The sequence below is a fragment of the Streptomyces sp. CB02414 genome, assembly GCF_001905385.1.
Lineage (GTDB): Bacteria > Actinomycetota > Actinomycetes > Streptomycetales > Streptomycetaceae > Streptomyces.
Genome location: NZ_LIPF01000012.1, coordinates 117500 through 141452 on the forward strand (window position 1 = coordinate 117500; position 23953 = coordinate 141452).

Genomic DNA, 23953 nt, shown 5'->3' on the forward strand with positions numbered 1-23953 from the left:
GGGACGGGTGCCGCACAGGCGTCCCGCGCAGTCAGTGGGCCCCCGTAGGATGGACGGCATGGCCAAGACCAGTACGACGACCCAGGGGCTGCGAGCGGCGATCGAGCGCAGCGGCTACTACCCGGCCCTCGTGGCCGAGGCGGTGGAGGCCGCCGTGGGCGGCGAGCCCGTGCGGTCGTACCTGGTCCACCAGGAGACGACGTTCGACCAGAACGAGGTGCGCCGGCACGTGACCGTGCTCGTGCTCACCGGCAACCGCTTCATCGTCAGCCACACCGACGAGCAGGCCGCCGACGACACCTCCCCGACGCCGTACGCCACGACGTCCACCGAGTCCGTCAAGCTCGGCCGGATCTCGTCCATCGTCGTCAGCCGCGTGGTCGCCAACCCGGAGCAGTACAAGCCGGGCACCCTGCCCCGCGAGATCGTGCTCACCATCGGCTGGGGCGCCGTCTCCCGCCTCGACCTGGAGCCCGCCGCCTGCGGCGACCCCAACTGCGAGGCCGACCACGGCTACACCGGCAGCTCGACCGCCGACGACCTGAGCCTGCGCGTCAGCGAGGCCGGGGACGGCCCGGAGACGGTGCGCCAGGCGCTCGCCTTCGCGCAGGCCCTCTCCGAGGCGACGGCGGACACCCGCTGATGGTCCAGCCCGCCGCCTGGGACACCGACCCGGAACCGCTCCCCGTCGACTCCGCCCCCGTACCCGAGTACGGCAGCGGGTCCCTCGCCGACCTGCTGCCCACCCTGGCCGCCGGTCTCGGCGTCCCCGGCACGACCGCGGGCATCGCCGAGCTGACCCCCGCCGACCGCAACTGCGTGTTCCTCATCGACGGCCTCGGCTGGGAGCAGCTGCGCGCCCACCCCGAGGACGCCCCCTTCATGAGCTCGCTCCTCGGCAGCTCACGCGGCGGCACCGGACGTCCGATCACCGCTGGCTACCCGGCGACCACCGCGACCTCCCTCGCCTCCGTCGGCACCGGCCTGCCGCCGGGCGCCCACGGCCTGCCCGGATACACGGTGCGTAATCCGGACACCGGCGAGCTGATGAACCAGCTGCGCTGGCAGCCGTGGACGGCGCCGGGCGCCTGGCAGCCGTACCCCACCGTGTTCGAACTCGCCCACCGCGCGGGAGTGCACGCCGCCCAGGTCTCCTCCCCGACCTTCGCGAACACCCCGCTGACCAAGGTCGCGCTCAGTGGCGGCGCGTTCCACGGCCGGCTGTCCGGCGAGGACCGCATGGACCTCGCCGCCGAGCAACTGGCCGGCGCCGACCGCGCCCTCGTCTACACGTACTACGCCGAGGTCGACGGCGCCGGACACCGCTTCGGCATCGACTCCGACACCTGGCGCGGCCAGCTCGCCCACGTCGACCGGCTCGTCCAGCGCCTCGCCGAGCAGCTGCCGCCGCGCAGCGCCCTGTACGTCACCGCCGACCACGGCATGATCGACGTGCCCTTCGACGAGGACCACCGCATCGACTTCGACGAGGACTGGGAGCTGAAGGCGGGCGTCGCCCTCCTCGGCGGCGAGGGCCGCGCCCGGCACGTGTACGCGGTCCCGGGTGCGCAGAGCGACGTGCTGACCTGCTGGCGCGAGGTGCTCGGCGAGCAGTTCTGGGTGGCGTCGAGGGACGAGGCGATCGAGGCGGGCTGGTTCGGTCCCCGCATCGACGACCGGGTGTACGCCCGCATCGGCGACGTGATCGCCGCCGCGCGGGACGATGTCCTGCTCATCGCCTCGGAGCGGGAGCCGAAGGAATCCTCGATGGTCGGCAATCACGGGTCGATGACCCCCGCCGAGCAACTCGTCCCGCTGCTCGAAGTACGCTCCTGACCCCCTCCCTTCCCCTTCCGCTTCACCGATCCCGATGCCGAAAGGTGCTCAACCCCTCATGCCCGAGCTGGTGTTCTTCTCCGGAACGATGGACTGCGGGAAGTCGACACTGGCTCTCCAGATCGAGCACAACCGCTCCGCGCGAGGCCTGGCCGGCATGATCTTCACCCGGGACGACCGCGCGGGCGAGGGCAAGCTCTCCTCGCGCCTCGGTCTGGTCACCGACGCGGTGGAGGTCGAGGACGGGCAGGACCTGTACGCCTATCTCGTCGACCACCTCTCCCAGGGCGGACGCGCAGACTATGTGATCGCGGACGAGGCGCAGTTCCTCGCGCCGGAGCAGATCGACCAGCTCGCGCGCGTGGTCGACGACCTCGGCGTCGACGTGTACGCCTTCGGCATCACCACCGATTTCCGCTCCAAGCTGTTCCCCGGCTCCCAGCGCCTGGTCGAACTCGCCGACCGCGTCGAGGTGCTCCAGGTCGAGGCCCTGTGCTGGTGCGGCGCCCGCGCCACGCACAACGCCCGGACGGTCGGCGGTGTCATGGTCGTCGAGGGCGCCCAGGTGGTCGTCGGCGACGTCGCCCACTCCGCCGACGAGGTCGGCTACGAGGTGCTGTGCCGCCGCCACCACCGGCGCCGGATGACGGCGGCGACGTCCCGCGCGGCGGCGCTGTCACCTGACGTGCTGCCGGTGTCCTCCGCCTGACCGCCTGACCGCCTGACCGCCTGACCGCCTGAGCGTCGGGCCTCAGCCGATCCGGGTTCCCGCGCCGCTCACCCGTACCCGCCGGTCACCCGCGCGCAGCGTGACCGTGAGCTCGCCGGGCCGGCCCAGGTCCTCGCCCTGGTGCAGGGTGAGGACGGTGTCCCCGGGTACGAGACCCAGCTCCCGGGTGTACGCGCCGAACGCGGCGGCCGCGGCGCCGGTCGCCGGGTCCTCGACGACGCCGCCGACGGGGAACGGGTCACGGACGTGGAAGACGGTGGCCGACTCACGCCACACCAGCTGGACCGTGGTCAGGTCCAGGCGGTGCATCAGGGCCTCCAGACGCGCGAAGTCGTACGCCAGATCCGCGAGGCGGGCGCGCGTCGCCGCCGCGAGCACGAGATGGCGCGCGCCGGCGAACGCGATCCGGGGCGGGAACGCCGGGTCGAGATCGGCGGCCGGCCAGCCGAGCGCCGCGAGCGCCTCCGCGAGGTCGGCGTCGGTGATCTGCTCGACATGCGGTTCGACGCTGGTGAGCGTGGCCCGGAGCGCCCCACCCTCCTCGGCGACCTCCACCGGCACGGTGCCGGCCCGCGTCGCGAACAACAGCTCCCCGGGCCCCATCCGCTCGGCCAGTGCGACGGCGGCCGCGACGGTGGCGTGCCCGCAGAACGGCACCTCCGCCTTGGGGCTGAAGTAGCGGATCCCGTACGCCCGTCCCTCCTGGCCGCCGAGCCCTTCCGGGGGCGCGGTCAGGAACGCGCTCTCCGAGTACCCGAGTTCGGCGGCGACGGCCAGCATGTCGCCGTCGTCGAGGCCGGCGGCGTCCAGGACGACACCCGCAGGGTTCCCGCCGTCGGGAGTGCCGGAGAAGGCGGTGTAGCGAAGCACCTCGGGCCGCGTCACATTCGTCGTCATGCTCGCGGCAACAGCGGGCGGACCAGGCCTATTCCGGCCGCGACCGGGCGTCCGTGCCCCGAGCCCGCCCGCCCTGCAGCACCGCGAACCGAGCTCCCTCCGGATCCGCCACCATCGCCACCCGGCCGTGGGTGGTGTCCCCGGCCGGTTCGAGGACGTGGCCGCCCAGCGCCGTGAGGTTCTCCAGAGCCTCCTCCGCGTCGGCCACCTGGAAGTACGTCACCCAGTGCGGCCCCCGGTCGCGCGGCAGGGCGCCTCCGACGCCGTGGATGCCGGCGACTGGCCGGCCGTCGAGCCGCAGGGTCACGTAGTCGCGGTCGGCGGAGTCCTCCGGGACCAGTTCGAAGCCGAACACGGTCTCGTAGAACTTGGCGACGCTCGCCGACTCGTACGTCACCAGCTCGTTCCACGCCGGTGTGCCGGGCACTCCCGTGACCGCCGTGCCGAGGTGGGCCGCCGCCTGCCAGACGCCGAAGACGGCGCCGGAGGGGTCGGAGCCGATGGCCAGGCGGCCGGCCTCGCCCGCGTCCAGCGGGCCCACGCCGACGGTGCCACCGCACAGGCGTACCGTTTCGGCCGTCCGGTCGACGTCGTCGGAGGCGAAGTAGGGCGTCCAGGCGATGGGAAGGTGCCGGTCCGAGGGCAGCCGGCCGATGCCGGCCACCTCACGCCCGTCGAGCAGCGCTCGTGCGTAGGGGCCCAGTTGCTGGGGGCCGGGCCGGAACTCCCAGCCGAACAGAGCCCCGTAGAAGTCGTGGGTCGCGGCCGGCCCGTGCACCATCAGGCTCACCCAGCAGGGTGTGCCCGGTGCGCGCCGGGCGTTCGTCTCGCCGTTCCGGCCGGCCGACCCCCGTGCGTCGCTCATCGCCACTCTCTTCTCGGCCCTGCGAGGGCCGTGCGTCCGCTTCCGCTCCGACGGACCTTCGCGCCGATGCCGGCACCGCACCCGGTGCCCGGCGCTCTCGGGCGTGCCCGCCGGGGCAGGCCGGCCGTCCCGGGTGGTACAGCTTGTGCTCGAACCCGTACGCCTCGTGATCGGTGCTGTCCGGCGGGCAGAGTAGCCCGACAGCGGCGCGGCGGCCACTCGGTACGCCAGGATGGAGCCATGAACGCCATCATCTCCGCATCCGAACTCGCCGACGAACTGGCGGGCGGGGACCCGCCCGTCCTGCTCGACGTCCGCTGGCAGCTGAGCACGGCCAAGGCCGCCGGTGCCCCGCCGTTCGACGGCCGGGCCGAGTACGCCGCCGGGCACCTTCCCGGTGCGGTCTTCGTCAACCTGGACAAGGAGCTCGCCTCCGCTGCGGGCACCGGCGGCCGGCACCCGCTGCCGGACGTGGCGGAGTTCGGTGCGGCGATGCGCCGGGCGGGCGTGTCGGCAGGCCGGCCGGTCGTCGTGTACGACGGCGGACAGGGGTGGGCGGCGGCCCGGGCCTGGTGGCTGCTGCGCTGGACGGGTCACCCGAACGTGCGGGTCCTCGACGGCGGGTTGCCGTCCTGGGAGGCGCCGTTGTCGACGGACGCCCCCGTCCCCGCGGAGGGCGACTTCACGCCGGAACCGGGCGCGGTGGGTCTGCTGGACGCCGACGGGGCGGCCGCACTGGCCCGGTCCGGCGTGCTGTTCGACGCCCGCGCGGGGGAGCGGTACCGGGGCGAGGTCGAGCCGATCGACCCGGTCGGCGGTCACATCCCGGGCGCCGTGTCGGCTCCCACGACGGACAACGTGGCGGCTGACGGCCGCTTCCTGCCGGCTGGCGAACTCCGCGCACGCTTCGCCTCCCTCGGCGCCGAGGGGGACGGTGCGGTGGGCGTGTACTGCGGCTCGGGCGTGTCGGGGGCCCACGAGGTGCTGGCGCTGGCGGTGGCGGGCATCCCTGCGGCGCTGTACGTCGGTTCGTGGTCGGAGTGGTCGGCGGACCCGGAGCGGCCGGTCGCCGTGGGACCCGATCCCCAGTAGGCATGCCGATCCGGTAGGTGTGTCCGGTGCGTCCCCCAGTGGGTGTGTGCGCCGACTCCGGCGGACATCCGGCCCCGCACCGGCGGGCGCGCCGGCCTCGTTCCTGTAGGCACGTCGGCGCCGGCTCGCTCTGGCCGGGTCGTGATCCTGGTGGAGCAGCGCTCCCGTGAGGCAGGACCCGGCAGGCACCCGGGGTCCGGTGGGCCGGGCCGGACGCCTGGCGCAGACCGTCCGACGAGTCAGGGGCGCACCCCGCGCGGGGAGCGCCCCTGACCCATTGACCGTCGCAGAGCGAAAAGTTCCGCCTACTCCTGCTTCTTCCGCCGCGTCCCGAACACGATCTCGTCCCAGCTGGGAACCGCCGCCCGGCGGCCCGGCCGTACTCCGTCGGCCTCGGCCTGGCGGTCCGTGGAGCCGGTGAGGCGGTCGCGGTGGCTGCCCACGGAGCGGGGCATGAGCACGTCGGCGTAGGCGGAACCGGCCGACGCGGCGGGGGCCGGAGGCTCTTCCACCTCGGGCTCCTCGACGGGCTCCTCAGCCGGTTCGGGCGCGCGCTCGGGCACCACCAGGTCGCCCCGGAAGCTCGGCACCGCCTCCAGCAGGCTGGTGAGCGAGTCGCGTTCGCGTTCGGCCGAGGCCGTGGTCGCGGTCTCCTCGTCCGGCTCCGACGGCGGGGGCGGGGGCAGGCTCGGCCGCTCCCGCTGCTCCCGGTCGAGCGTGCGGTCCAGCGGCCGGTCGCGCGGCAGCCGGGCGATGCGCGGGACGAACGGGAAGCTGGGCTCGGGCGCGGCGAGGTCGTCGGTCTCGCCGATCAGCGTGCGCGCCTCCGCGTCGACGGCCTGGACAAGGCGCCTGGGCGGGTCGTAGGTCCAGCTCGCCGAGTGGGGTTCGCCCGCGACCAGGTAGACCAGCAGGACTTCCCAGGTGCCGTCGTCGCGGCGCCAGGAGTCCCACTGGACGGTGTCCTTGTCGGCGCCGCGCAGCAGCAGCCGCTCCTGCACGGCCTCGCCGAGGGGCGGCCCCGAGTTCTCGCCGGGACGGCGGACGGGGGTCTTGCGGGCCCGCTCCGCCATGAAGGCGCGCTCGGCGAGCACGGGGCCCTCGAAGCGCCGTACGCGGTCGACGGGGATGCCGGCCATCTGCGCGACCTCTTCCGCGGTCGCGCCGGCACGTATACGCGCCTGGATGTCGCGGGGGCGGAGATGGCTCTCCACCTCGATCTCGATCTGGCCGAGGCGGGGACGGTCGCCGCGCACGGCGGCCCGGAGCCGCTCGTCGATCGGAAGCGTGTACTCCGTGCTGTCCGCAGCCTTCAGCACCAGCCGTGTGCCGTCATTCGAGACGGCCACGACACGCAGTTCGGGCATGGGGACCTCCCGGGTGGTGCCTGCCGACGTCACGTGCGTCGCTGCTTCCGCTCTGTCGAGTGTGGCCTGCCCGGGTGCAGCCTGCCACAACCTTGCCGAGTTGCCCGGCGTGTCGGGCACGGGCCCTGGATCGCCGTTATGGCACGGTTACCTGTTCGCAACGCTGAGTGACGAAATTCGTCACCCTGTGCAACTAGCCCCCTCCCGGCGGTCCTTCGCGGTCCCGGACCCCCTGACGGGAGACCGGACCCAGGGCTCGCAACAGTACTCCATTCGGGCCACGTGCGTGGATTGGCACGCCGCCCAACTTCTGGCAAGAGGTGACGCTTGGCCGCTCCTGGCGCGTTTTCCGTGATCTTGGCGTGGCGTACTTCACGCAATCACCAGAAACGGAACTAATGGTTTCGACCGCTCGTCCCTTTCTCGTGCAGTTGATCGATCACGTACGGGAAAGACAGGCAAGGTCCGGGGATGCGTGAAAAGCCCGATGACGCAGGTGAGACGGATACGCGAACGGAGGTGCGGTCCAGGCGAATCGACCTGAGCGTGCCCCAGGTCGCGGGCAGTGCCCTGGCCGCGGTGGTGGCCGCCAAACTCGCCTCCTCCTTCGGCGTGTACGGCACCATCCTCGGCGCCGGACTGATCAGCGTCATCGCCACCTGTGGAGGCTCGGTCCTCCAGCACTTCTTCAAGCGCACCGGCGAGCAGTTGCGGGTCAAGCGCACCGACGGCGCCCTGCGGACCGTACCGGCCCCGGCGGCGGGCGCCGGGCCGGCCATGACTCCGGGAGGGTTCACCGAGGGCACCGTCTACCGTGCGCGCACCCGCGGCTGGAAACGCCCCCTGGTCGCGGCGGCCCTCGTCTTTGGCGTCACCATGGCCGGGATCACCGCGTACGAACTCGCCTCCGGCGAGACCCTGAGCGGCGGCCGCAGCACCACCGTCGGCAGCGCCTTCTCCGGCCACGACAAGGCCGGCTCCGGCGCGGGGGAGCAGGGCGATTCCGGCGGCGGCTCCCAAGACGGACAGGAGCACGGGGACTCCGGCGGCTCCGGTGGCCCGGGAGACTCCGGATCCGGCGGCGACACACCGGCGGCAACCCCGTCCGGGACCCCGAGCGGCACCGGCGGCGACACCTCGTCGGACGGTGCCTCCGAGGAGGACGGCGGTACGGCGCCCACCCCGGACGCCACCGGGGACGACGGCTCCGGCGACGCCACGAGCCCGGCCCCCGACGCCTCGGCTACGGCCCCAGAACCCGGCGCAAGTAGTCGTTCCGGAACAGCCGGTCCGGGTCAAGACGGTCCCGCAGCGCCGTGAACTCGCCGAAGCGCGGATACACCCGGGAGAAGTACTCGGCGTCCCGGGTGTGCAGCTTGCCCCAGTGCGGCCGGCCCTCGTGGGCCGTGAAGATGCGCTCGGCCGCGGTGAAGTACGCCTGGTAGGGCGTCCCCCGGAACATGTGGACGGCGATGTACGCGCTGTCGCGGCCCGACGCGGTGGACAGCGTGATGTCGTCCGCCGGGGCCGTGCGCACCTCGACCGGGAAGCTGACCCGGAGCCGCGAACGCTCCACCATGGCCTTCAGTTCACGCAGCGTCCCGGCGACGGCCTCGCGCGGCACGGCGTACTCCATCTCCAGGAACCGCACCCGGCGCGGGGATGTGAAGACCTTGTAGGAAGTGTCCGTGTATGTCCGCGCGGAGAGCGCCTTGCTGGAGATCCGGGCGATCGCCGGGACGGTGGCGGGCGCCGCGCGGCCGACCCAGTTGGCCGCCTGGAAGACGCCGTTGGACAGGAACTCGTCCTCGAACCAGCCCTTCAGCCGGCCCACCGGCTGCTCGGGACCGGCGCTGCGGTTGTTGCGCTTGGTGTTCGTGTTTCCGGTGTGCGGGAACCAGTAGAACTCGAAGTGCTCGTTCTCGGCCCACAGTTCGTCGAACTCGGCGAGGACCCGCTCGAAGGGCATCGGCTCCTCGCGGGCCGTGAGCAGGAAGACCGGCTCGACGGCGAAGGTGATCGCGGTGACGATGCCGAGCGCCCCCAGGCCGATCCGGGCGGCGGCGAAGACGTCGGGGTTCTCCCGCTCGGAACAGGTCAGCACCGAGCCGTCCGCGGTGACCATCTCCAGGCCCCGGATCTGGGCGGCGATGGAGGCGGAGTCGCGGCCGGTGCCGTGGGTGCCGGTGCTGGTGGCCCCGGACACCGTCTGCTCCATGATGTCGCCCATGTTCGTCAGCGACAGGCCCTCCCGCGCGAGGGCCAGGTTGAGCCGCTTGAGCGGGGTGCCGGCCTCGACCGTGACGGTCATCGCCTCGCGGTCGATGCGGCGGATCCCGGTCAGCAGGTGCGGGCGTATGAGCACGCCGTCCGTCGCCGCTATGGAGGTGAAGGAGTGGCCGGTGCCGACGGCCTTGACCCGCAGCCCCTCGTCGGCCGCCCCGCGGACGGCCGCGGCCAGTTCCTCGACGGAGGCCGGAGCGACCTCCCGCGCGGGGCGCGCGGAGACGTTGCCGCCCCAGTTACGCCATGTGCCGTTCTTCCCGCTCGCCGTCCCGCGTGCCGTGCGTGTGCTGCTCAACGGTCCCTCCCCGACGCTGAGCCGGCCGCTTGAGCCGGCGGTACCCGAGGAAACCGACCGCGACCGCGACGGCGCCGGCGACCGCCGGAACCCCGTACCCGGCACGCGCCCCGGAGGCGTCGATCACCCAGCCGCCCGCGGAGGAGCCGAGCGCGACGCCGACCGCGAGGCCGGTGCTCACCCAGGTCATGCCCTCGGTGAGCTGCGTGCGTGGTACGTGCTGGTCGATGAGGGACATCGTCGTGATCATCGTGGGAGCGATGGACAGACCCGCAACGAACAGCGCCGCGGCCAGAAACAGTAGGTTTCCGACCAGTAGGAGGGGGATCATACTCACGGCCATCGCACAGACGCCCAGGAGCCAGCGGCGCTCGGGCGGTCCGGCGAAGCGCAGCAGCCCGAAGACCATGGCCGCCGTGCACGATCCCGCCGCGTACAGGGCGAGCACGACACTGGCGAGGGCCTTGTGGCCCTCCTCCTCGGCGAAGGCCACGGTGACCACGTCGATGGACCCGAAGATCGTCCCAGTCGCCACGAAGGTGGCGACCAGGACCTGGAGCCCCCGGGAGCGCAGCGCGGTGCCGCCGCCCTTCTCCTCGCGCGGGTGCGGCTCCGGCTCGGTGGCGCGCTGCGAGGTGAGCCAGAAGACGCCCGTCGCCAGGAAGCAGGCGGCCAGCAGCGGCCCGGCCTCCGGGAACCAGGCCGTGGACAGGCCGATGGAGATGATCGGCCCGAAGATGAAGCACACCTCGTCCACCACGGACTCGAACGAGTACGCGGTGTGCAGCTGCGGGGTGCCCCGGTACAGCGCCGCCCAGCGGGCGCGGACCATCGCGCCGAGACTGGGTACGCAGCCGATGCCGACGCAGGCCACGAACAGCACCCAGTCCGGCCACCCGTAGTGCGCGGCCGGCAGCAGCACGGCCGCCGCGGTCAGCGACACCAGGGTCGCCGGGCGCAGCACCCGCCGCTGGCCGTAGCGGTCGACCAGGCGGGAGACCTGCGGTCCGGCCACGGCGGCGGCGAGCGCGATGGTGGCCGACAGGGCGCCGGCCAGCCCGTACCGCCCGGTGAGCTGCGAGATCATCGTCACCACGCCGATGCCCATCATCGACAGCGGCATCCGGCCGAGGAAGCCCGCGGTCGAGAATGCCTTGGTGCCGGGAGCGGCGAACAGGGCGCGGTAGGGACTGGGCAACGCGGTCTCCGGGAACGGCTCAGTGGGGCTCGGTAAGGTCCGAACGCAGTCGATACAGATTACTCGTGTCGACGTATGGGAAACACCCCCGCGCGACCCCTGGAAAGACGCCCCAGGACGTGCGGAGCCGCGCCCGCGGACCTGGTGAGACGCCCGGCGGGACCCCACCGTTGGTCGGTTGTCAGTGGCGGGTGGCAGGATCGAGACATGCCAGACGTGCTCGACGCAAGCCCCTACGACTCCCTGCTCCTGCTCTCGTTCGGCGGCCCCGAGGGTCCCGACGACGTGGTCCCGTTCCTGGAGAACGTGACGCGAGGGCGGGGCATCCCCAAGGAACGCCTCAAGGAAGTCGGCCAGCACTACTTCCTCTTCGGCGGGGTCAGCCCCATCAACGAGCAGAACCGCGCCCTGCTGGACGCCCTCCGCAAGGACTTCGCCGAGCACGGCCTGGACCTGCCGGTCTACTGGGGCAACCGCAACTGGGCGCCGTACCTGACGGACACCCTGCGCGAGATGGTCCGCGACGGACGCCGCCGCATCCTGGTCCTCGCCACCAGCGCCTACGCCTCGTACTCGGGCTGCCGCCAGTACCGCGAGAACCTCGCGGACGCGCTCGCCGCCCTGGAGGCCGAGGGCCTGGAGCTGCCGAAGATCGACAAGCTGCGGCACTACTTCAACCACCCGGGCTTCGTCGAGCCCATGGTCGACGGGGTCGTCCGTTCCCTCGCCGAGCTGCCCGAGGAGGTGCGGGACGGCGCGCACATCGCCTTCTGCACCCACTCGATCCCCAATTCCGCCGCGGACACCTCCGGACCGGTCGAGGACCACGGTGACGGCGGGGCGTACGTACGCCAGCACCTGGACGTCGCGCAGGTGATCGCCGACGCCGTCCGCGAGCGCACCGGCGTCGACCACCCGTGGCAGCTCGTGTACCAGTCGCGGTCCGGCGCCCCGCACATCCCGTGGCTGGAGCCCGACATCTGCGACCACCTGGAGGAGCGCCAGGCGGCCGGTGTCCCCGCCGTGGTGATGGCACCCATCGGCTTCGTCTCCGACCACATGGAGGTCCTGTACGACCTCGACACGGAGGCCACGGCCAGGGCGGAAGAGCTGGGGCTGCCGGTGCGCCGCTCGGCCACCGTGGGCGACGACCCGCGGTTCGCCGCCGCGGTCCGCGACCTCGTACTGGAGCGGGCCGCCGACGAGCGAGGCCAGGAAGTCGCACCGTGCGCCCTCGGCGCGCTCGGCGCGAGCCACAACCTGTGCCCGGTCGGCTGCTGCCCCGCCCGCGCCCCCCGCCCCGCCGCCGCGGGCGCCGACAGCCCTTAGGGGCTGTCGTTCGGATCATGCCGCAGACGCGGGGTCCGGCACGCACATCCGCCGCGTTGTCGTCGGTTGCCAGGGCTCCGCCCTGGCGCCCTCCTCCGCCTTGCATCTGCACGCTCCCCCATGCTCGGCTTCTCCCCCACTCTCGACTCCGCTCGAGCGGGGGGACCCCCATGCGCGGGAGGGGCCCCCATCGCCCCCGCTCACCGGCACCGACCAGCACCGTCTCTTCCCTGCGACCTGACCCGGACGACAGTCCCTACGCGTGAGGAACCCCGTGACCGACGTGACGCCCGACCCCCTCCACGCCGAGCTGCTGAAGATCGCCCAGGAGGCCGCCCACCGCGCGGGCGAGCTCCTGCGCGACGGCCGCCCGGCCGACCTGGCGGTCGCGGCCACCAAGTCCAGCCCGATCGACGTGGTCACCGAGATGGACATCGCGGCGGAGAAGCTGATCACCGGCCTGATCGCCGACCGCCGTCCCGACGACGGCTTCCTCGGCGAGGAGGGCTCCGTCACCGAGGGCACCAGCGGCGTCCGCTGGGTCGTCGACCCGCTCGACGGCACCGTCAACTACCTCTACGGGCTGCCCACCTGGGCCGTCTCCATCGCCGCCGAGCAGAACGGCGAGCGGGTGGCCGGCGTGGTCGTCGCCCCGATGCGGGGCGAGTCGTACCACGCGGTGCTCGGCGGCGGCGCCTGGGCGACGGGAGCGTGGGACGGCGAACGCCGGCTCGCCTGCCGCGCCCCGGCCCCGCTGGACCAGGCCCTGGTCTCCACCGGTTTCAACTACGTCGCCGACGTCCGCGCCGAGCAGGCCGAGATCGCGCGGCGGCTGATCCCGCTGGTGCGCGACATCCGGCGCGGCGGTTCCGCCGCGATCGACCTGTGCGACGTGGCCGCCGGCCGCCTCGACGGCTACTACGAGCGCGGGCTGCACCCGTGGGACCTCGCGGCCGGGGACCTGATCGCCCGGGAGGCGGGCGCGGTGACCGGCGGCCGCCCCGGTGAGCGCCCGTCCGCCGACCTGACGATCGCGGCCACCCCCGAGGTCTTCGAGCCCCTCCAGCGGCTCCTGACGGACTTCGGAGCGTAGGTCTCCGTGCCCGGCAGGGCGGGTGTGACACACGACAGGGCCCCGGCGCTGGATCCCGCCGGGGCCCTGTCTTTCACGGGCTGGTCAGACGCTGGTCGTGCCGACCTCCACGCCGTGCTCGGCAGCGAGACGGCGCAGGTCGTCGAGCTCTCCCAGCTCCACCTCGACGAGGAACTCGTCCCCCTCGTCGCGGGCCCGGGACAGGTCGGACTCGGTCGTCTTTATGCGCTGCAGAAGTCCTGCGGTGAAAGCGTCCATGCTGCGCCCCCTCGTCCTGGGTCGTGGGTCGGTGGCACGGGGGTGTGCCGTTCGGAAGGGACGATCACGTCTCCGGTGGAGTGCCCAGCGCTGCCCTTCCGGGCGGCGACGGTGCCGGACACCCACGCCCGCTCTGCGGAAGCGGACCGCGGCATACCGCGCGGTGACGCGGTACAGGCAGAGCGTGATCGCGGGGTGTAAAGCCGTCCTCCCCCCACTCTCTTCCGCGGAAACCTCAACCACGCGAGAAAATCTCGCATTCCCGCTCCCGTACCGGTGTTCCTCCCGGACCTTCCCTCGTCTTACAGCCGACTTATGGCCGAAAAGGGCAGGATGGAGGCAACACACCCCGCCGGCCCCTGCCCTCGTGCGCCCCGGAGGCGCTACGCGGGTGGACACAGGAAGGACAAGCGACGTGCGCGTACTCGTCGTCGAGGACGAGCAACTGCTCGCCGATGCGGTGGCCACCGGACTGCGCCGGGAGGCCATGGCCGTCGACGTCGTGTACGACGGTGCGGCCGCCCTGGAGCGCATCGGCGTCAACGACTACGACGTGGTCGTCCTCGACCGCGACCTCCCGCTCGTGCACGGCGACGACGTGTGCCGCAAGATCGTCGAGCTGGGCATGCCCACACGCGTGCTGATGCTCACGGCCTCCGGCGACGTCAGCGACCGGGTCGAGGGCCTGGAGATCGGCGCAGACGACTACCTGCCCAAGCCCTTCGCCTTCAGCGAGCTCATCGCGCGCGTGCGTGCCCTGGGCCGCCGCACCAGCGTGCCCCTGCCGCCCGTCCTGGAACGCGCCGGCATCAAGCTCGACCCGAACCGCCGCGAGGTCTTCCGCGACGGCAAGGAGGTGCAGCTCGCGCCGAAGGAGTTCGCCGTCCTGGAGGTGCTCATGCGCAGCGAGGGCGCCGTGGTCTCCGCGGAGCAGCTGCTGGAGAAGGCCTGGGACGAGAACACCGACCCGTTCACCAACGTCGTACGAGTGACCGTCATGACCCTGCGCCGCAAGCTGGGCGAGCCGCCCGTCATCGTCACCGTGCCCGGCTCCGGCTACCGGATCTGATCGACCGTGGCGACGACACCCGCGCCCCCCGGGGCGCCTCCGAAGCCCACCTGGGACCCGCGCTCGGCCACCCCGATGCCCTGGCTGCGGCCCACCATCCGGATAAGGCTCACGCTGCTGTACGGCGGCATGTTCCTCATCGCCGGCATCCTGCTGCTGTCGATCATCTACCTGCTCGCCGCCCAGGCGGTACGCACCGGCAACCAGCCGCTCTACAAGATCGTCGACTTCCAGGACCTCCAGGTCGCCAGCAACGACTGCCCGGGCATCACGGACGGCAACCTGTCGCTGTCGCAGTTCAACGCCGCGATCAGCGACTGCATCGACCGCCAGCGCCAGGACGCCCTGGACCGGCTGCTGAGCCGGTCGCTGCTGGCCCTGCTGGGCCTCGCCGTGATCGCCTTCGCCTTCGGCTACGCGATGGCCGGACGCGTCCTGTCGCCGCTGGGCCGGATCACCCGCACCGCGCGCGCGGTGGCGGGCTCCGACCTCTCCCGCCGGATCGAGCTGGACGGTCCGGACGACGAGCTGAAGGAGCTCGCGGACACCTTCGACGACATGCTGGAGCGGCTGCAACGGGCCTTCACCGCCCAGCAGCGCTTCGTCGGCAACGCCTCCCACGAGCTGCGCACGCCCCTGGCGATCAACCGGACCCTGCTGGAAGTGCACCTGTCCGATCCGGGCGCCCCGGTGGAGCTCCAACAGCTCGGCAAGACCCTGCTGGCCACCAACGAACGCAGCGAGCAGCTCGTCGAGGGCCTGCTGCTGCTCGCCCGCAGCGACAACCAGATCGTCGAGCGCAAACCGGTGGACCTCGCCGAGGTGGCCGGCCAGGCCATCGACCAGGTGCACGCCGAGGCGGACACCAAGGGCGTGGAGATCCGCGGCACACGGGACCCGGCGGTGGTCCAGGGCAACGGCGTCCTGCTGGAGCGCATCGCCCTGAACCTCGTCCAGAACGCCGTGCGCTACAACGTGGCGGAACAGGGCTGGGTGGAGGTCACCACCTCGGTCGAGAACGGCCAGGCGGTGCTGGTGGTCACCAACACCGGCCCCGTGGTGCCGGCGTACGAGATCGACAACCTCTTCGAGCCGTTCCGCCGCCTGCGCACCGAGCGCACGGGGAGCGACAAGGGCGTCGGTCTCGGGCTGTCCATCGCGCGGTCGGTGGCGAGGGCGCACGGCGGGCACATCTACGCTCAGCCGCGCGAGGGCGGGGGGCTCGTGATGCGAGTGACGCTCCCCGTCTGAGATCATGACCCCGACATCTCACCGACACCCGAGGATGTTCGCTTTGAGCGGAATTTCCAGGCCGACGGCCCTGGAGTTGCCTGTGTGATCGATCACAGCACCGGCTTTCTCGCCATCTACTCTCCGTGATCATGCACCCTGTCGGAAGGCCGGGAAAGTCCTGGTTTTCAGGGACCCTGATCACGGGAAGTACACGGTGAGGCGCCTTTGAAGTGCGACATTCGGACCGTGTACGGTCCCCATCGCCATCCAAGCCGATCACTCATGAGGAGTCCGGTTGGGTGTCGATTGAGTAACAGACCTTGATGTGAGGCAAAATCTCCGCCTCGGGTCGGGCACAAGTCCGGCCTCTCACGCGTTACGTGCGCTGGAGACACCCGCAGACACCCAGAGGGGGAGAGCGACCATGGCAACCGATTACGACACTCCACGCAAGACCGACGACGACGTCGACTCGGACAGCCTCGAAGAGCTGAAGGCCAGGCGGAACGACAAGTCCGCCTCGGCCGTCGACGTCGACGAGTTCGAGGCCGCGGAAGGCCTCGAACTTCCCGGCGCCGACCTCTCGAACGAGGAACTGGCGGTCCGTGTACTGCCGAAGCAGCAGGATGAGTTCACCTGCATGAGCTGCTTCCTGGTGCACCACCGCAGCCAGCTGGCCCGGGAGAAGAACGGCCAGCCGATCTGCCGCGACTGCGACTGAGGCGGGGTCGGCCGTGACTGGCTCGACCCCTCCCTGGAAGCGCCGCTTCCACAGGCGGGAAGCGGACCAAGGGCCGTTCGACGGTTCCTACAGCGCGCGTGACGACGAGCGGGGCCCGACCGACACGGGGACGGCCCCGCTCGAATCAGTGGCCGACCGGGGTGACCTCCCGGCGACCACGCAGCCGCCGGCACCCGCTGCCCGGCGCAGGGCAGCGGCGTTCCGGCACAAGGCCGGCCAGGGCGTCCGCAACGGCGGCCAGCGCGCCAGAGCCGCCCTCGCGCACCTCGCCGACCGGATCATCGAACTGGCGCCGCGCGTGCCCGTACGGGACCTGGCGACGCTGCGCGGACAGTTCCCCGGCCTCGGCCCCGAGGAGATCGCCGACCGGCTGGTCGCGGGCGCGGCCAAGGGCACGGCGACCGTCGGCGCGGGGATCGGCGCGGCGGCGATGATGCCCGTGCCGCCCGCGATGCCGACCGAGCTGGCCGCCGAGGTGACCGGCGTGGCCGCGATCGAGCTCAAACTGATCGCCGAACTCTACGAGGTGTACGGCCTGCGCCCGCCCGGCACCCTCGCGCAGCGCAGCACCGCGTACCTGAACTCCTGGTCGGACGAGCGCGGAGTCGACGTGTCCAAACCGTCGACCCTCGGCTCGGCGATGAACAGCCACATGAAGCGCCAGCTGCGCCAGCAGATCATGAAGCGCATGGTGCGCAACCTGCCGAACCTCATGCCGTTCATGGTCGGCGCCGCGGTGGGGGCCGTCATGAACCGCCGCGACACCAGGAAGCTCGCCGACAGGATCCGGGCGGACCTGCGCAAGAGGCAGGTGCCGTGGAGCGCCCTCGACGAGCTGCCGGCCCTGGAGGGACCGCAGGACGCGCTGGACATGGGCGCCCTCACCAAGGAGCTCGGCCCCAAGGGCTTCGGCGGCCCCAAGGGCACCGGTCACGGCTCCGACGGGGACGGCGGGCACTGACAGCCGGCCGCCCGCGGCGGCGTCACGCCGCCGCCTTCGCCGCCTTCAGGGCCTCGACCAGCCGCTCCGGCTCGCGGGTCGACAGGTACAGGTACGGAGTCGGGTCCTCCGGGTCCGTGACCAGCACGCGCACGGCCCTCGGGATGTAGGCCCGCAGCAGCAGGAAGGCGCGAGTGTCCGCCTTGTGCGTCCGCCAGGCGCGGGCCTCCTCCGGGTCGAGGATCTCCGCCTCGCCCAGGGCGGAGAGCGGCACCCTCGCCTCGCCCGCGATCAGCGAGTCCCCCACGACGCGGATGCGGACCGCGCCGTACGAACTGGCCGCGACCGCCGCGACCGCCGTTCCGCCGGCCAGGCCGCCCAGCATCGGCAGCGTCCCGAAGGGCAGCAGGATCAGGGCGAACGAGAGCCCCACCAGGAAGGACCCCAGCCACCAGGAGCGGGGCGCGGTGAGGCGTTCTTCGTAAGGGGCGGTCGAGAGCTGCATGCACCAAGCTTGGCACGGTATCGGTGTTCGGCCGACGCGCGGGTAAGGTCTGCGCCTGTGAGTGGTACTTCCCCAGGTCTCCAGCCCCCCGCCGACGCCGTCGAACCCGTACGGCACCCCGACGCGCCCGCCCCCGGCGAGCTGCTCGGTGCCCACTACGGCCAGTGCTTCGGCTGCGGGGGCGACCAGCCCCACGGGCTGCACCTCCAGGCGCGGGCCGGTGAAGGCGTGTCGATCACCGCCGAGTTCACCGTGCAGGCCGCCCACCAGGGCGCCCCCGGCCTCGCCCACGGCGGCGTGCTGGCCAGCGCGCTGGACGAGACCCTCGGCTCGCTCAACTGGCTGCTGCGCACCATCGCGGTGACCGGGCGGCTGGAGACCGACTTCCTGCGGCCGGTGCCCGTCGACACCACGCTGCACCTGCAGGCCGAGGTGACCGCGGTGGCCGGCCGGAAGATCTACTCCACCGCCACCGGCCGGATCGGCGGCCCCGACGGGCCCGTGGCCGTGCGCGCCGACGCCCTCTTCATCGAGGTCAAGGTCGAGCACTTCGTGAACCACGGCCGCGAGGAGGAGATCCGCGCCGCCATGGACGACCCCGACCAGGTCCGCCGGGCCCGCGCCTTCGAGGTGAACCCGTGACCGCGCCGGTCCCCGGACACCGCGAGCCCCGCCCCGGCCTCGACGTCCTGATCCGCCGCGTCGACCCCGACGTACCGCTTCCGGAGTACGCGCAGCCCGGGGACGCGGGCGCCGACCTGCGCACCACCGTCGACTGCGAACTGAAGCCCGGTGAGCGCGCCGTACTTCCCACGGGCGTGTCTGTGGCGCTCCCGGAGGGGTACGCGGCCTTCGTGCACCCGCGTTCCGGGCTCGCAGCCCGCTTCGGTGTCGCCCTCGTGAATGCCCCGGGGACGATTGATGCCGGGTACCGTGGGGAGATCAAGGTGATCGTGGTGAATCTCGATCCGCGCGACAGCGTGCGGTTCGAGCGCTTCGACCGGATTGCCCAACTGGTCGTCCAGCAGGTCGAGAGGGTCCGCTTCCATCAGGTCGCGGAGCTTCCCGACTCGGCGCGGGCCGGAGGGGGCTTCGGGTCCACCGGCGGCCACGCCGGGTTGGACCGTGCAAGCGGCACAAGCGGTCAGGTCGCCGAGGGCGGCCCGACGGGTGGGAATCGATACGCTTCGGTCGTATCCGACCGGGAAGGACAGTGACGTGTTCGGACGTCGCAAGAAGAGGGATGCCGCCGAGGACGCGGCCGGCGAGGCCGAGCAGGTCGTCGACAGCGTCGACACCGAGGCGGACGAAGAGCGCGAGCGCGTGCGGCTCGAGCCCGAACCGCGGCCCGACGGGCCCTGGGACAGCACCGAGGTCCGCGACCCCGCCGAGGGCCGGGTGGACCTGGGCGGTCTGTTCGTACCCGGAGTCGAGGGCATGGAACTGCGGGTGGAGGTCGCGGGCGACGCGATCGTCGCCGCGACCGTCGTGCTGCGCGACAGCGCCATCCAGCTGCAGGGCTTCGCCGCGCCCAAGCGCGAGGGCATCTGGGGCGAGGTGCGCGAGGAGATCGGCTCCGGCATCACCCAGCAGGGCGGCATCATCGACGAGGTCGAGGGCCCGCTGGGCTGGGAGCTGCGGGCGCAGGTCCCGGTGCAGCTGCCGGACGGCACGGGCGGCTTCCAGGTCGTGCGCTTCGTCGGCGTGGACGGTCCCCGCTGGTTCCTGCGCGGCGTGATCTCCGGCCAGGGCGCGGTGCAGCCGCAGGCCGCCGGTCTGCTGGAGCAGATCTTCCGGGACACGGTCGTGGTCCGCGGCGAGGGTCCGATGGCCCCGCGCGACCCGATCGTCCTCAAGCTCCCCAACGACGCGCAGATGGTCCCCGAGGGCGTCCAGCAGGAGGAGGGCTCCCGCTTCTCCGGCGGCATGGGCCAGCTCCAGCGCGGCCCGGAGATCACCGAGGTCCGGTAGACGAGTACGAGCACTCGGTACGGAGGGCCGTGTCCTGGACGGGACACGGCCCTCCGGCCATGCCGGGGCCGTGGTGACGACCGGTGCCGGACCTTGAACGTTCCGGTGCCGTCCGGCGATACTGGCGCCCGGTTTCGGCGGGGGAGGGCACATGAGCCAGGGCCAGGTGGTCACCGACACGATGGTGCGCGTCGAGGGCGTGCGCAAGGCGTACGGTCACGGGGCCGCCGCCGTACACGCCCTGCGCGGCGTCTCCTTCGAGGTGCCGCGCGGTGAGCTGGTCGCCCTGAAGGGACGGTCGGGTTCCGGGAAGACCACGCTGCTCAACGTCGTCGGCGGGCTCGACGCGGCCGATGCCGGGCGGGTCGAGGTCGACGGCCGGGACCTCGCGGAACTGGACGAGGACGGCCTGCTCGCCCTGCGCCGGGACCGCGTCGGCTTCGTCTTCCAGTCCTTCGGGCTCATCCCGATCCTCACCGCCGCCGAGAACGTCGGCGTCCCGCTGCGGCTGCGCCGTACCGCACCGCGCGAACGCGAGGAGCGCGTCGAACTGCTCCTCTCCCTCGTCGGCCTCGCCGACCACGCCGCCCAGCGCCCCGGCGAGCTGTCCGGCGGGCAGCAGCAGCGGGTCGCCATCGCCCGTGCCCTCGCCAACAACCCGGCGCTGCTGATCGCCGACGAGCCCACCGGCCAACTGGACGCGGAGACCGGGCACGCCGTGATGGAGCTGCTGCGGGCCGTCGTACGCAGTGAGCGGGTCACCGCCCTCGTCGCCACCCACGACGCCACGCTGCTGGACCTGGCCGACCGGGTACTCGAACTCCGGGACGGCGAGATCGTCGCGGAGTGACACCGCGGGCGTCAGAGTTACGTCAAAGAGCACCGGCGCCCCGTATCCCGCCCTGATTTGTCGGGATTGCTGGCCGTAGGGTCGACGCTGCGCAACCAGCGCTGACCGGAAGACAATGAGGCCATGGGACGCGGCAAGCTTCGGATCTACCTCGGTGCGGCACCGGGCGTCGGCAAGACGTACGCGATGCTCTCCGAGGCGCACCGCCGCAGGGAGCGGGGCACGGACTGCGTGGTGGCCTTCGTGGAGCACCACGGCAGGTCGCGCACCGAGGTGCTGCTGCACGGCCTGGAGCAGGTGCCGCGCCGGGAGCTGGCGCACCGCGGCGCAGTCTTCACCGAACTGGACCTGGACGCGGTGCTGGAACGCGCCCCCCGGGTCGCCCTGGTGGACGAACTGGCGCACACCAACGTCCCCGGCGCCCGCAACGCCAAACGGTGGCAGGACGTGGAGGAGTTGCTGGCCGCCGGAACCGACGTGATCTCCACCGTCAACATCCAGCACCTGGAGTCCCTCGGCGACGTCGTCGAGTCGATCACGGGCGTACGGCAGCAGGAGACCGTGCCGGACGAGGTGGTGCGGCGGGCCGACCAGATAGAACTCGTGGACATGTCGCCGCAGGCGCTGCGCCGGCGCATGGCCCACGGCAACATCTACCAGCCGGACAAGGTCGACGCGGCGCTGTCCAACTACTTCCGCCCCGGCAACCTCACCGCCCTGCGCGAGCTGGCCCTCCTGTGGGTGGCGGACCGGGTCGACGAGTACCTCCAGCAGTACCGCAGCGAGCACCGCGTCTCGAGGATCTGGGGCTCGCGCGAGCGCATCGCGGTCGGCCTGACCGGCGGCCCCGAGGGCCGGACGCTGATACGCCGGGCCGCGCGCCTCGCGGAGAAGGGCGCCGGCGGCGAGGTGCTGGCCGTCTACATAGCCCGCAGCGACGGGCTCACCGCGGCCTCCCCCAAGGAACTGGCGATGCAGCGCACCCTGGTGGAGGACCTCGGCGGTACCTTCCACCACGTGCTCGGCGACGACATACCGGCCGCCCTGCTCGACTTCGCGCGGGGCAGCAACGCCACCCAGATCGTCCTCGGCTCCTCGCGCCGCAAGGCCTGGCAGTACGTCTTCGGCCCCGGCGTCGGCGCCACGGTGGCCCGTGAGTCCGGGCCCGACCTGGACGTCCACATCGTGACCCACGAGGAGGTCGCCAAGGGGCGCGGACTGCCCGTGGCCACGGGCGCGCGGCTGGGCCGCTCCCGGAGCGTCTGGGGCTGGCTCACCGGGCTCGGCGGACCGGTGCTGCTGACCCTGCTGCTGAACACCGTCCACCTCGGCCTCGCCAACGACGTGCTGCTGTACCTGGCGCTGACCGTGGCCGCCGCGCTGCTCGGCGGCCTGTATCCGGCGCTCGCCTCGGCCGCGGTCGGCTCCCTCCTGCTGAACTGGTTCTTCACGCCCCCGGTCAACCGGATCACCATCGCCGACCCCAGGAACATGCTTGCGCTCGCCATATTCGTGGGCGTCGCGCTCTCCGTGGCCTCGGTCGTCGACGTCGCGGCCCGCCGCACCCACCAGGCCGCCCGGCTGCGCGCCGAGTCGGAGATCCTCTCCTTCCTCGCCGGTGACGTCCTGCGCGGCGAGACCAGTCTGGAGACCCTGCTGGAGCGGGTCCGCGAGACCTTCGGCATGGAGTCGGCCGCCCTGCTGGAACGGGACGGCGACGTGGAGCCCTGGACCTGCGCAGGCCGGGCCGGGACGGGCCCGCCGGTCGAGCGCCCGGAGGACGCGGACGTGGACATGCCGGTCGGGGATCACATGGCCCTCGCGCTGACCGGCCGGGTGCTGCCCGCCGAGGACCGCCGGGTGCTGGCCGCCTTCGCCGCCCAGGCCGCCGTCGTACTGGACCGCCGGCGCCTGCGCGAGGAGGCCGACCGGGCCCGCGCGCTGGCCGAGGGCAACCGCATCCGCACGGCGCTGCTGGCCGCCGTCAGCCACGATCTGCGGACACCGCTCGCCGGGATCAAGGCCGCGGTCACCAGCCTGCGCTCCGACGACGTGGCGTGGTCCGAGGAGGACCGGGCTGAGCTGCTGGAGGGCATCGAGGAGGGCGCCGACCGCCTCGACCACCTGGTGGGCAACCTGCTCGACATGTCCCGCCTGCAGACCGGCACGGTCACGCCGCTGATCCGCGAGATAGACGTCGACGAGGTGGTGCCGATGGCGCTCGGCGGCGTCCCCGAGGGCAGCGTCGAGCTGGACGTCCCCGAGACGCTGCCCATGGTCGCCGTCGACGCGGGGCTGCTGGAGCGGGCGATGGCCAACCTGATCGAGAACGCCGTCAAGTACAGCCCCGCCGGCCGGACCGTCCTGGTCGCCGCCAGCGCCCTCGCGGACCGCGTCGAGGTGCGGGTCGTCGACCGGGGGCCGGGCGTGCCGGACGACGCCAAGGAGCGCATCTTCGAGCCCTTCCAGCGGTACGGCGACGCCCCGCGCGGAGCCGGAGTGGGCCTCGGCCTGGCCGTGGCCCGGGGCTTCGCCGAGGCGATGGCCGGCACGCTGAACGCCGAGGACACCCCCGGCGGCGGCCTCACCATGGTGCTCACCCTCCGTGCGGCCGGCGCACACGCCGGCGCTCTCCCTGTCACGACAGCAGAAAGGCAGGCCGCCCGATGACCCGGGTGCTCGTGATCGACGACGAACCGCAGATCGTGCGGGCCCTCGTGATCAACCTCAAGGCCCGGCACTACGAGGTCGACGCCGCCCACGACGGCGCCACCGCCCTCCAGCTCGCCGCCGCCCGCCACCCCGACGTGGTGGTGCTGGACCTGGGCCTGCCCGACATGGACGGCGTCGAGGTGATCCGCGGCCTGCGCGGCTGGACCCGGGTGCCGATCCTGGTGCTCTCCGCCCGGCACTCCTCCGACGAGAAGGTCGAGGCGCTCGACGCGGGCGCCGACGACTACGTCACCAAGCCCTTCGGCATGGACGAACTGCTGGCCCGCCTGCGCGCCGCCGTCCGCCGGGCCGAACCCGTCCCGGGCGGCGAGGACGACGTGATCGTCGACACCGCCGAGTTCACCGTCGACCTGGCCGCGAAGAAGGTGAACCGGGGCGGCAGGGACGTACGGCTGACGCCCACCGAGTGGCACCTGCTGGAGGTGCTGGTGCGCAACACCGGGCGCCTGGTCAGCCAGAAGCAGCTCCTTCAGGAGGTGTGGGGGCCGTCGTACGGGACGGAGACGAACTACCTGCGGGTCTACATGGCGCAGCTGCGCCGCAAGCTGGAGACGGACCCGGCGCACCCGCGCCACTTCATCACGGAGCCGGGCATGGGGTACCGCTTCGAAAAGTGAGCCTCGCGATACCGGCCCGGAGAGGGTGTCTGGCTGTCGGCGCGCCC

At 72.5% G+C, this 23953-nt stretch carries 24 protein-coding genes; 17 read left to right on the forward strand and 7 right to left on the reverse strand.

Annotated elements, in window-relative coordinates; translation table 11 throughout:
- Positions 1–49: 49 nt before the first annotated feature.
- Genes AMK11_RS32930 through AMK11_RS32940 form a run of 3 tightly spaced genes read left to right on the forward strand, consistent with a single transcriptional unit; the run spans position 50 to position 2545 of the window.
- Entirely contained in the window at positions 50–643 is a 594-nt protein-coding gene (locus AMK11_RS32930) for a DUF5998 family protein (protein WP_019325839.1), read from the forward strand.
- A complete protein-coding gene (locus AMK11_RS32935) occupies positions 643–1836 on the forward strand; it encodes an alkaline phosphatase family protein (protein WP_073731782.1) in 1194 nt (397 codons plus the stop codon). Before AMK11_RS32930 ends, AMK11_RS32935 begins: the two co-directional genes overlap by 1 nt.
- Before the next feature lie 58 nt (positions 1837–1894).
- A complete protein-coding gene (locus tag AMK11_RS32940) occupies positions 1895–2545 on the forward strand; it encodes a thymidine kinase (protein WP_073731783.1) in 651 nt (216 codons plus the stop codon).
- 42 nt (positions 2546–2587) lie between these two features.
- Here AMK11_RS32940 and AMK11_RS32945 read toward each other — a convergent pair whose 3' ends face one another.
- Together AMK11_RS32945 and AMK11_RS32950 are read right to left on the reverse strand one after the other, a co-directional pair.
- Positions 2588–3463: a PhzF family phenazine biosynthesis protein gene (locus AMK11_RS32945; protein ID WP_073731784.1), complete on the reverse strand. Its 876-nt coding sequence runs from the start codon at positions 3461–3463 to the stop codon at positions 2588–2590.
- A gap of 28 nt (positions 3464–3491) precedes the next feature.
- The gene (locus tag AMK11_RS32950; protein WP_073731867.1) at positions 3492–4328 is read right to left on the reverse strand and encodes a VOC family protein; all 837 of its coding nucleotides are present in this window, start codon (positions 4326–4328) and stop codon (positions 3492–3494) included.
- A gap of 240 nt (positions 4329–4568) precedes the next feature.
- Here AMK11_RS32950 and AMK11_RS32955 point away from each other — a divergent pair, with 240 nt between their 5' ends.
- Complete coding sequence (locus AMK11_RS32955) at positions 4569–5420, forward strand: sulfurtransferase (RefSeq protein WP_073731785.1); 852 nt, start codon at positions 4569–4571, stop codon at positions 5418–5420.
- Between the two features lie 305 nt (positions 5421–5725).
- Here the strand turns inward: AMK11_RS32955 and sepH are convergent, their stop codons facing one another.
- Entirely contained in the window at positions 5726–6787 is a 1062-nt protein-coding gene (gene sepH, locus AMK11_RS32960; RefSeq protein WP_073731786.1) for a septation protein SepH, read from the reverse strand.
- Positions 6788–7258: 471 nt separating this feature from the next.
- On the opposite strand from sepH, the gene AMK11_RS32965 reads away from it, so the two are divergent.
- Positions 7259–8107 carry a hypothetical protein gene (locus AMK11_RS32965; RefSeq protein ID WP_073731787.1) on the forward strand — a complete coding sequence of 283 codons (849 nt, stop codon included), beginning with the start codon at positions 7259–7261 and terminating at the stop codon, positions 8105–8107.
- On the opposite strand, the gene AMK11_RS32970 is transcribed toward AMK11_RS32965, so the two are convergent.
- Together AMK11_RS32970 and AMK11_RS32975 are read right to left on the reverse strand one after the other, a co-directional pair.
- On the reverse strand, positions 8031–9368 hold the full coding sequence (locus AMK11_RS32970; RefSeq protein ID WP_073731788.1) for a D-arabinono-1,4-lactone oxidase: 1338 nt from the start codon (positions 9366–9368) through the stop codon (positions 8031–8033). The two genes, AMK11_RS32965 and AMK11_RS32970, sit on opposite strands and share 77 nt — an antisense overlap.
- Entirely contained in the window at positions 9310–10566 is a 1257-nt protein-coding gene (locus AMK11_RS32975; protein ID WP_073731789.1) for an MFS transporter, read from the reverse strand. Before AMK11_RS32975 ends, AMK11_RS32970 begins: the two co-directional genes overlap by 59 nt.
- Before the next feature lie 207 nt (positions 10567–10773).
- On the opposite strand from AMK11_RS32975, the gene AMK11_RS32980 reads away from it, so the two are divergent.
- Together AMK11_RS32980 and AMK11_RS32985 are read left to right on the forward strand one after the other, a co-directional pair.
- Positions 10774–11895, forward strand: a complete 1122-nt coding sequence (locus AMK11_RS32980) for a ferrochelatase (protein ID WP_073731790.1) — start codon at positions 10774–10776, stop codon at positions 11893–11895.
- 274 nt (positions 11896–12169) lie between these two features.
- Positions 12170–12988, forward strand: coding sequence for an inositol monophosphatase family protein (locus AMK11_RS32985; RefSeq protein ID WP_073731791.1), 819 nt, complete (start codon positions 12170–12172; stop codon positions 12986–12988).
- Positions 12989–13072: 84 nt separating this feature from the next.
- Here AMK11_RS32985 and AMK11_RS38260 read toward each other — a convergent pair whose 3' ends face one another.
- On the reverse strand, positions 13073–13246 hold the full coding sequence (locus AMK11_RS38260) for a hypothetical protein (RefSeq protein WP_019325850.1): 174 nt from the start codon (positions 13244–13246) through the stop codon (positions 13073–13075).
- 415 nt (positions 13247–13661) lie between these two features.
- Between AMK11_RS38260 and AMK11_RS32990 the strand changes: the two genes are divergently transcribed.
- From AMK11_RS32990 to AMK11_RS33005, 4 genes are all read left to right on the forward strand, one after another.
- Positions 13662–14315 (forward strand): response regulator transcription factor, encoded by a 654-nt coding sequence (locus AMK11_RS32990; RefSeq protein WP_003993508.1) that lies wholly within the window; start codon positions 13662–13664, stop codon positions 14313–14315.
- A 6-nt stretch (positions 14316–14321) separates the two neighbouring features.
- Complete coding sequence (locus AMK11_RS32995) at positions 14322–15566, forward strand: sensor histidine kinase (RefSeq protein ID WP_073731792.1); 1245 nt, start codon at positions 14322–14324, stop codon at positions 15564–15566.
- A gap of 406 nt (positions 15567–15972) precedes the next feature.
- Positions 15973–16269, forward strand: coding sequence for a DUF4193 domain-containing protein (locus AMK11_RS33000; protein WP_003993510.1), 297 nt, complete (start codon positions 15973–15975; stop codon positions 16267–16269).
- 13 nt (positions 16270–16282) lie between these two features.
- On the forward strand, positions 16283–17251 hold the full coding sequence (locus tag AMK11_RS33005) for a hypothetical protein (protein ID WP_073731793.1): 969 nt from the start codon (positions 16283–16285) through the stop codon (positions 17249–17251).
- Positions 17252–17273: 22 nt separating this feature from the next.
- On the opposite strand, the gene AMK11_RS33010 is transcribed toward AMK11_RS33005, so the two are convergent.
- Entirely contained in the window at positions 17274–17735 is a 462-nt protein-coding gene (locus tag AMK11_RS33010; RefSeq protein WP_073731794.1) for a DUF3093 domain-containing protein, read from the reverse strand.
- 57 nt (positions 17736–17792) lie between these two features.
- Here AMK11_RS33010 and AMK11_RS33015 point away from each other — a divergent pair, with 57 nt between their 5' ends.
- The 6 genes from AMK11_RS33015 (at position 17793) to AMK11_RS33040 (ending at position 23906) form a co-directional block, all read left to right on the forward strand.
- Positions 17793–18377: a PaaI family thioesterase gene (locus AMK11_RS33015; RefSeq protein WP_073731795.1), complete on the forward strand. Its 585-nt coding sequence runs from the start codon at positions 17793–17795 to the stop codon at positions 18375–18377.
- Complete coding sequence (gene dut, locus AMK11_RS33020) at positions 18374–18952, forward strand: dUTP diphosphatase (RefSeq protein WP_073731796.1); 579 nt, start codon at positions 18374–18376, stop codon at positions 18950–18952. The genes AMK11_RS33015 and dut overlap by 4 nt, the downstream gene beginning before the upstream one ends.
- Before the next feature lies 1 nt (position 18953).
- Positions 18954–19706, forward strand: a complete 753-nt coding sequence (locus AMK11_RS33025) for a DUF3710 domain-containing protein (protein WP_073731797.1) — start codon at positions 18954–18956, stop codon at positions 19704–19706.
- Positions 19707–19857: 151 nt separating this feature from the next.
- On the forward strand, positions 19858–20556 hold the full coding sequence (locus AMK11_RS33030) for an ABC transporter ATP-binding protein (protein WP_073731798.1): 699 nt from the start codon (positions 19858–19860) through the stop codon (positions 20554–20556).
- A 123-nt stretch (positions 20557–20679) separates the two neighbouring features.
- Positions 20680–23226, forward strand: a complete 2547-nt coding sequence (locus AMK11_RS33035; protein ID WP_073731799.1) for a sensor histidine kinase — start codon at positions 20680–20682, stop codon at positions 23224–23226.
- Positions 23223–23906, forward strand: a complete 684-nt coding sequence (locus AMK11_RS33040; RefSeq protein WP_073731800.1) for a response regulator — start codon at positions 23223–23225, stop codon at positions 23904–23906. Before AMK11_RS33035 ends, AMK11_RS33040 begins: the two co-directional genes overlap by 4 nt.
- The last annotated feature ends 47 nt before the right edge of the window (positions 23907–23953 follow it).

Excerpts from the sequence above, each read along its gene's own strand:
- AMK11_RS33010 (WP_073731794.1), bottom strand. The coding sequence starts at position 17,735 with ATGCAGCTCTCGACCGCCCCTTACGAAGAACGCCTCACCGCGCCCCGC.
- AMK11_RS38260 (WP_019325850.1), bottom strand. The coding sequence starts at position 13,246 with ATGGACGCTTTCACCGCAGGACTTCTGCAGCGCATAAAGACGACCGAG.
- AMK11_RS32980 (WP_073731790.1), top strand. The coding sequence starts at position 10,774 with ATGCCAGACGTGCTCGACGCAAGCCCCTACGACTCCCTGCTCCTGCTC.
- sepH (WP_073731786.1), bottom strand. The coding sequence starts at position 6,787 with ATGCCCGAACTGCGTGTCGTGGCCGTCTCGAATGACGGCACACGGCTG.
- AMK11_RS32940 (WP_073731783.1), top strand. The coding sequence starts at position 1,895 with ATGCCCGAGCTGGTGTTCTTCTCCGGAACGATGGACTGCGGGAAGTCG.
- AMK11_RS32965 (WP_073731787.1), top strand. The coding sequence starts at position 7,259 with ATGCGTGAAAAGCCCGATGACGCAGGTGAGACGGATACGCGAACGGAG.
- AMK11_RS33000 (WP_003993510.1), top strand. The coding sequence starts at position 15,973 with ATGGCAACCGATTACGACACTCCACGCAAGACCGACGACGACGTCGAC.
- AMK11_RS33035 (WP_073731799.1), top strand. The coding sequence starts at position 20,680 with ATGGGACGCGGCAAGCTTCGGATCTACCTCGGTGCGGCACCGGGCGTC.
- AMK11_RS32930 (WP_019325839.1), top strand. The coding sequence starts at position 50 with ATGGACGGCATGGCCAAGACCAGTACGACGACCCAGGGGCTGCGAGCG.
- AMK11_RS32945 (WP_073731784.1), bottom strand. The coding sequence starts at position 3,463 with ATGACGACGAATGTGACGCGGCCCGAGGTGCTTCGCTACACCGCCTTC.
- AMK11_RS32935 (WP_073731782.1), top strand. The coding sequence starts at position 643 with ATGGTCCAGCCCGCCGCCTGGGACACCGACCCGGAACCGCTCCCCGTC.
- AMK11_RS33040 (WP_073731800.1), top strand. The coding sequence starts at position 23,223 with ATGACCCGGGTGCTCGTGATCGACGACGAACCGCAGATCGTGCGGGCC.
- AMK11_RS32955 (WP_073731785.1), top strand. The coding sequence starts at position 4,569 with ATGAACGCCATCATCTCCGCATCCGAACTCGCCGACGAACTGGCGGGC.
- AMK11_RS33030 (WP_073731798.1), top strand. The coding sequence starts at position 19,858 with ATGAGCCAGGGCCAGGTGGTCACCGACACGATGGTGCGCGTCGAGGGC.
- AMK11_RS32950 (WP_073731867.1), bottom strand. The coding sequence starts at position 4,328 with ATGAGCGACGCACGGGGGTCGGCCGGCCGGAACGGCGAGACGAACGCC.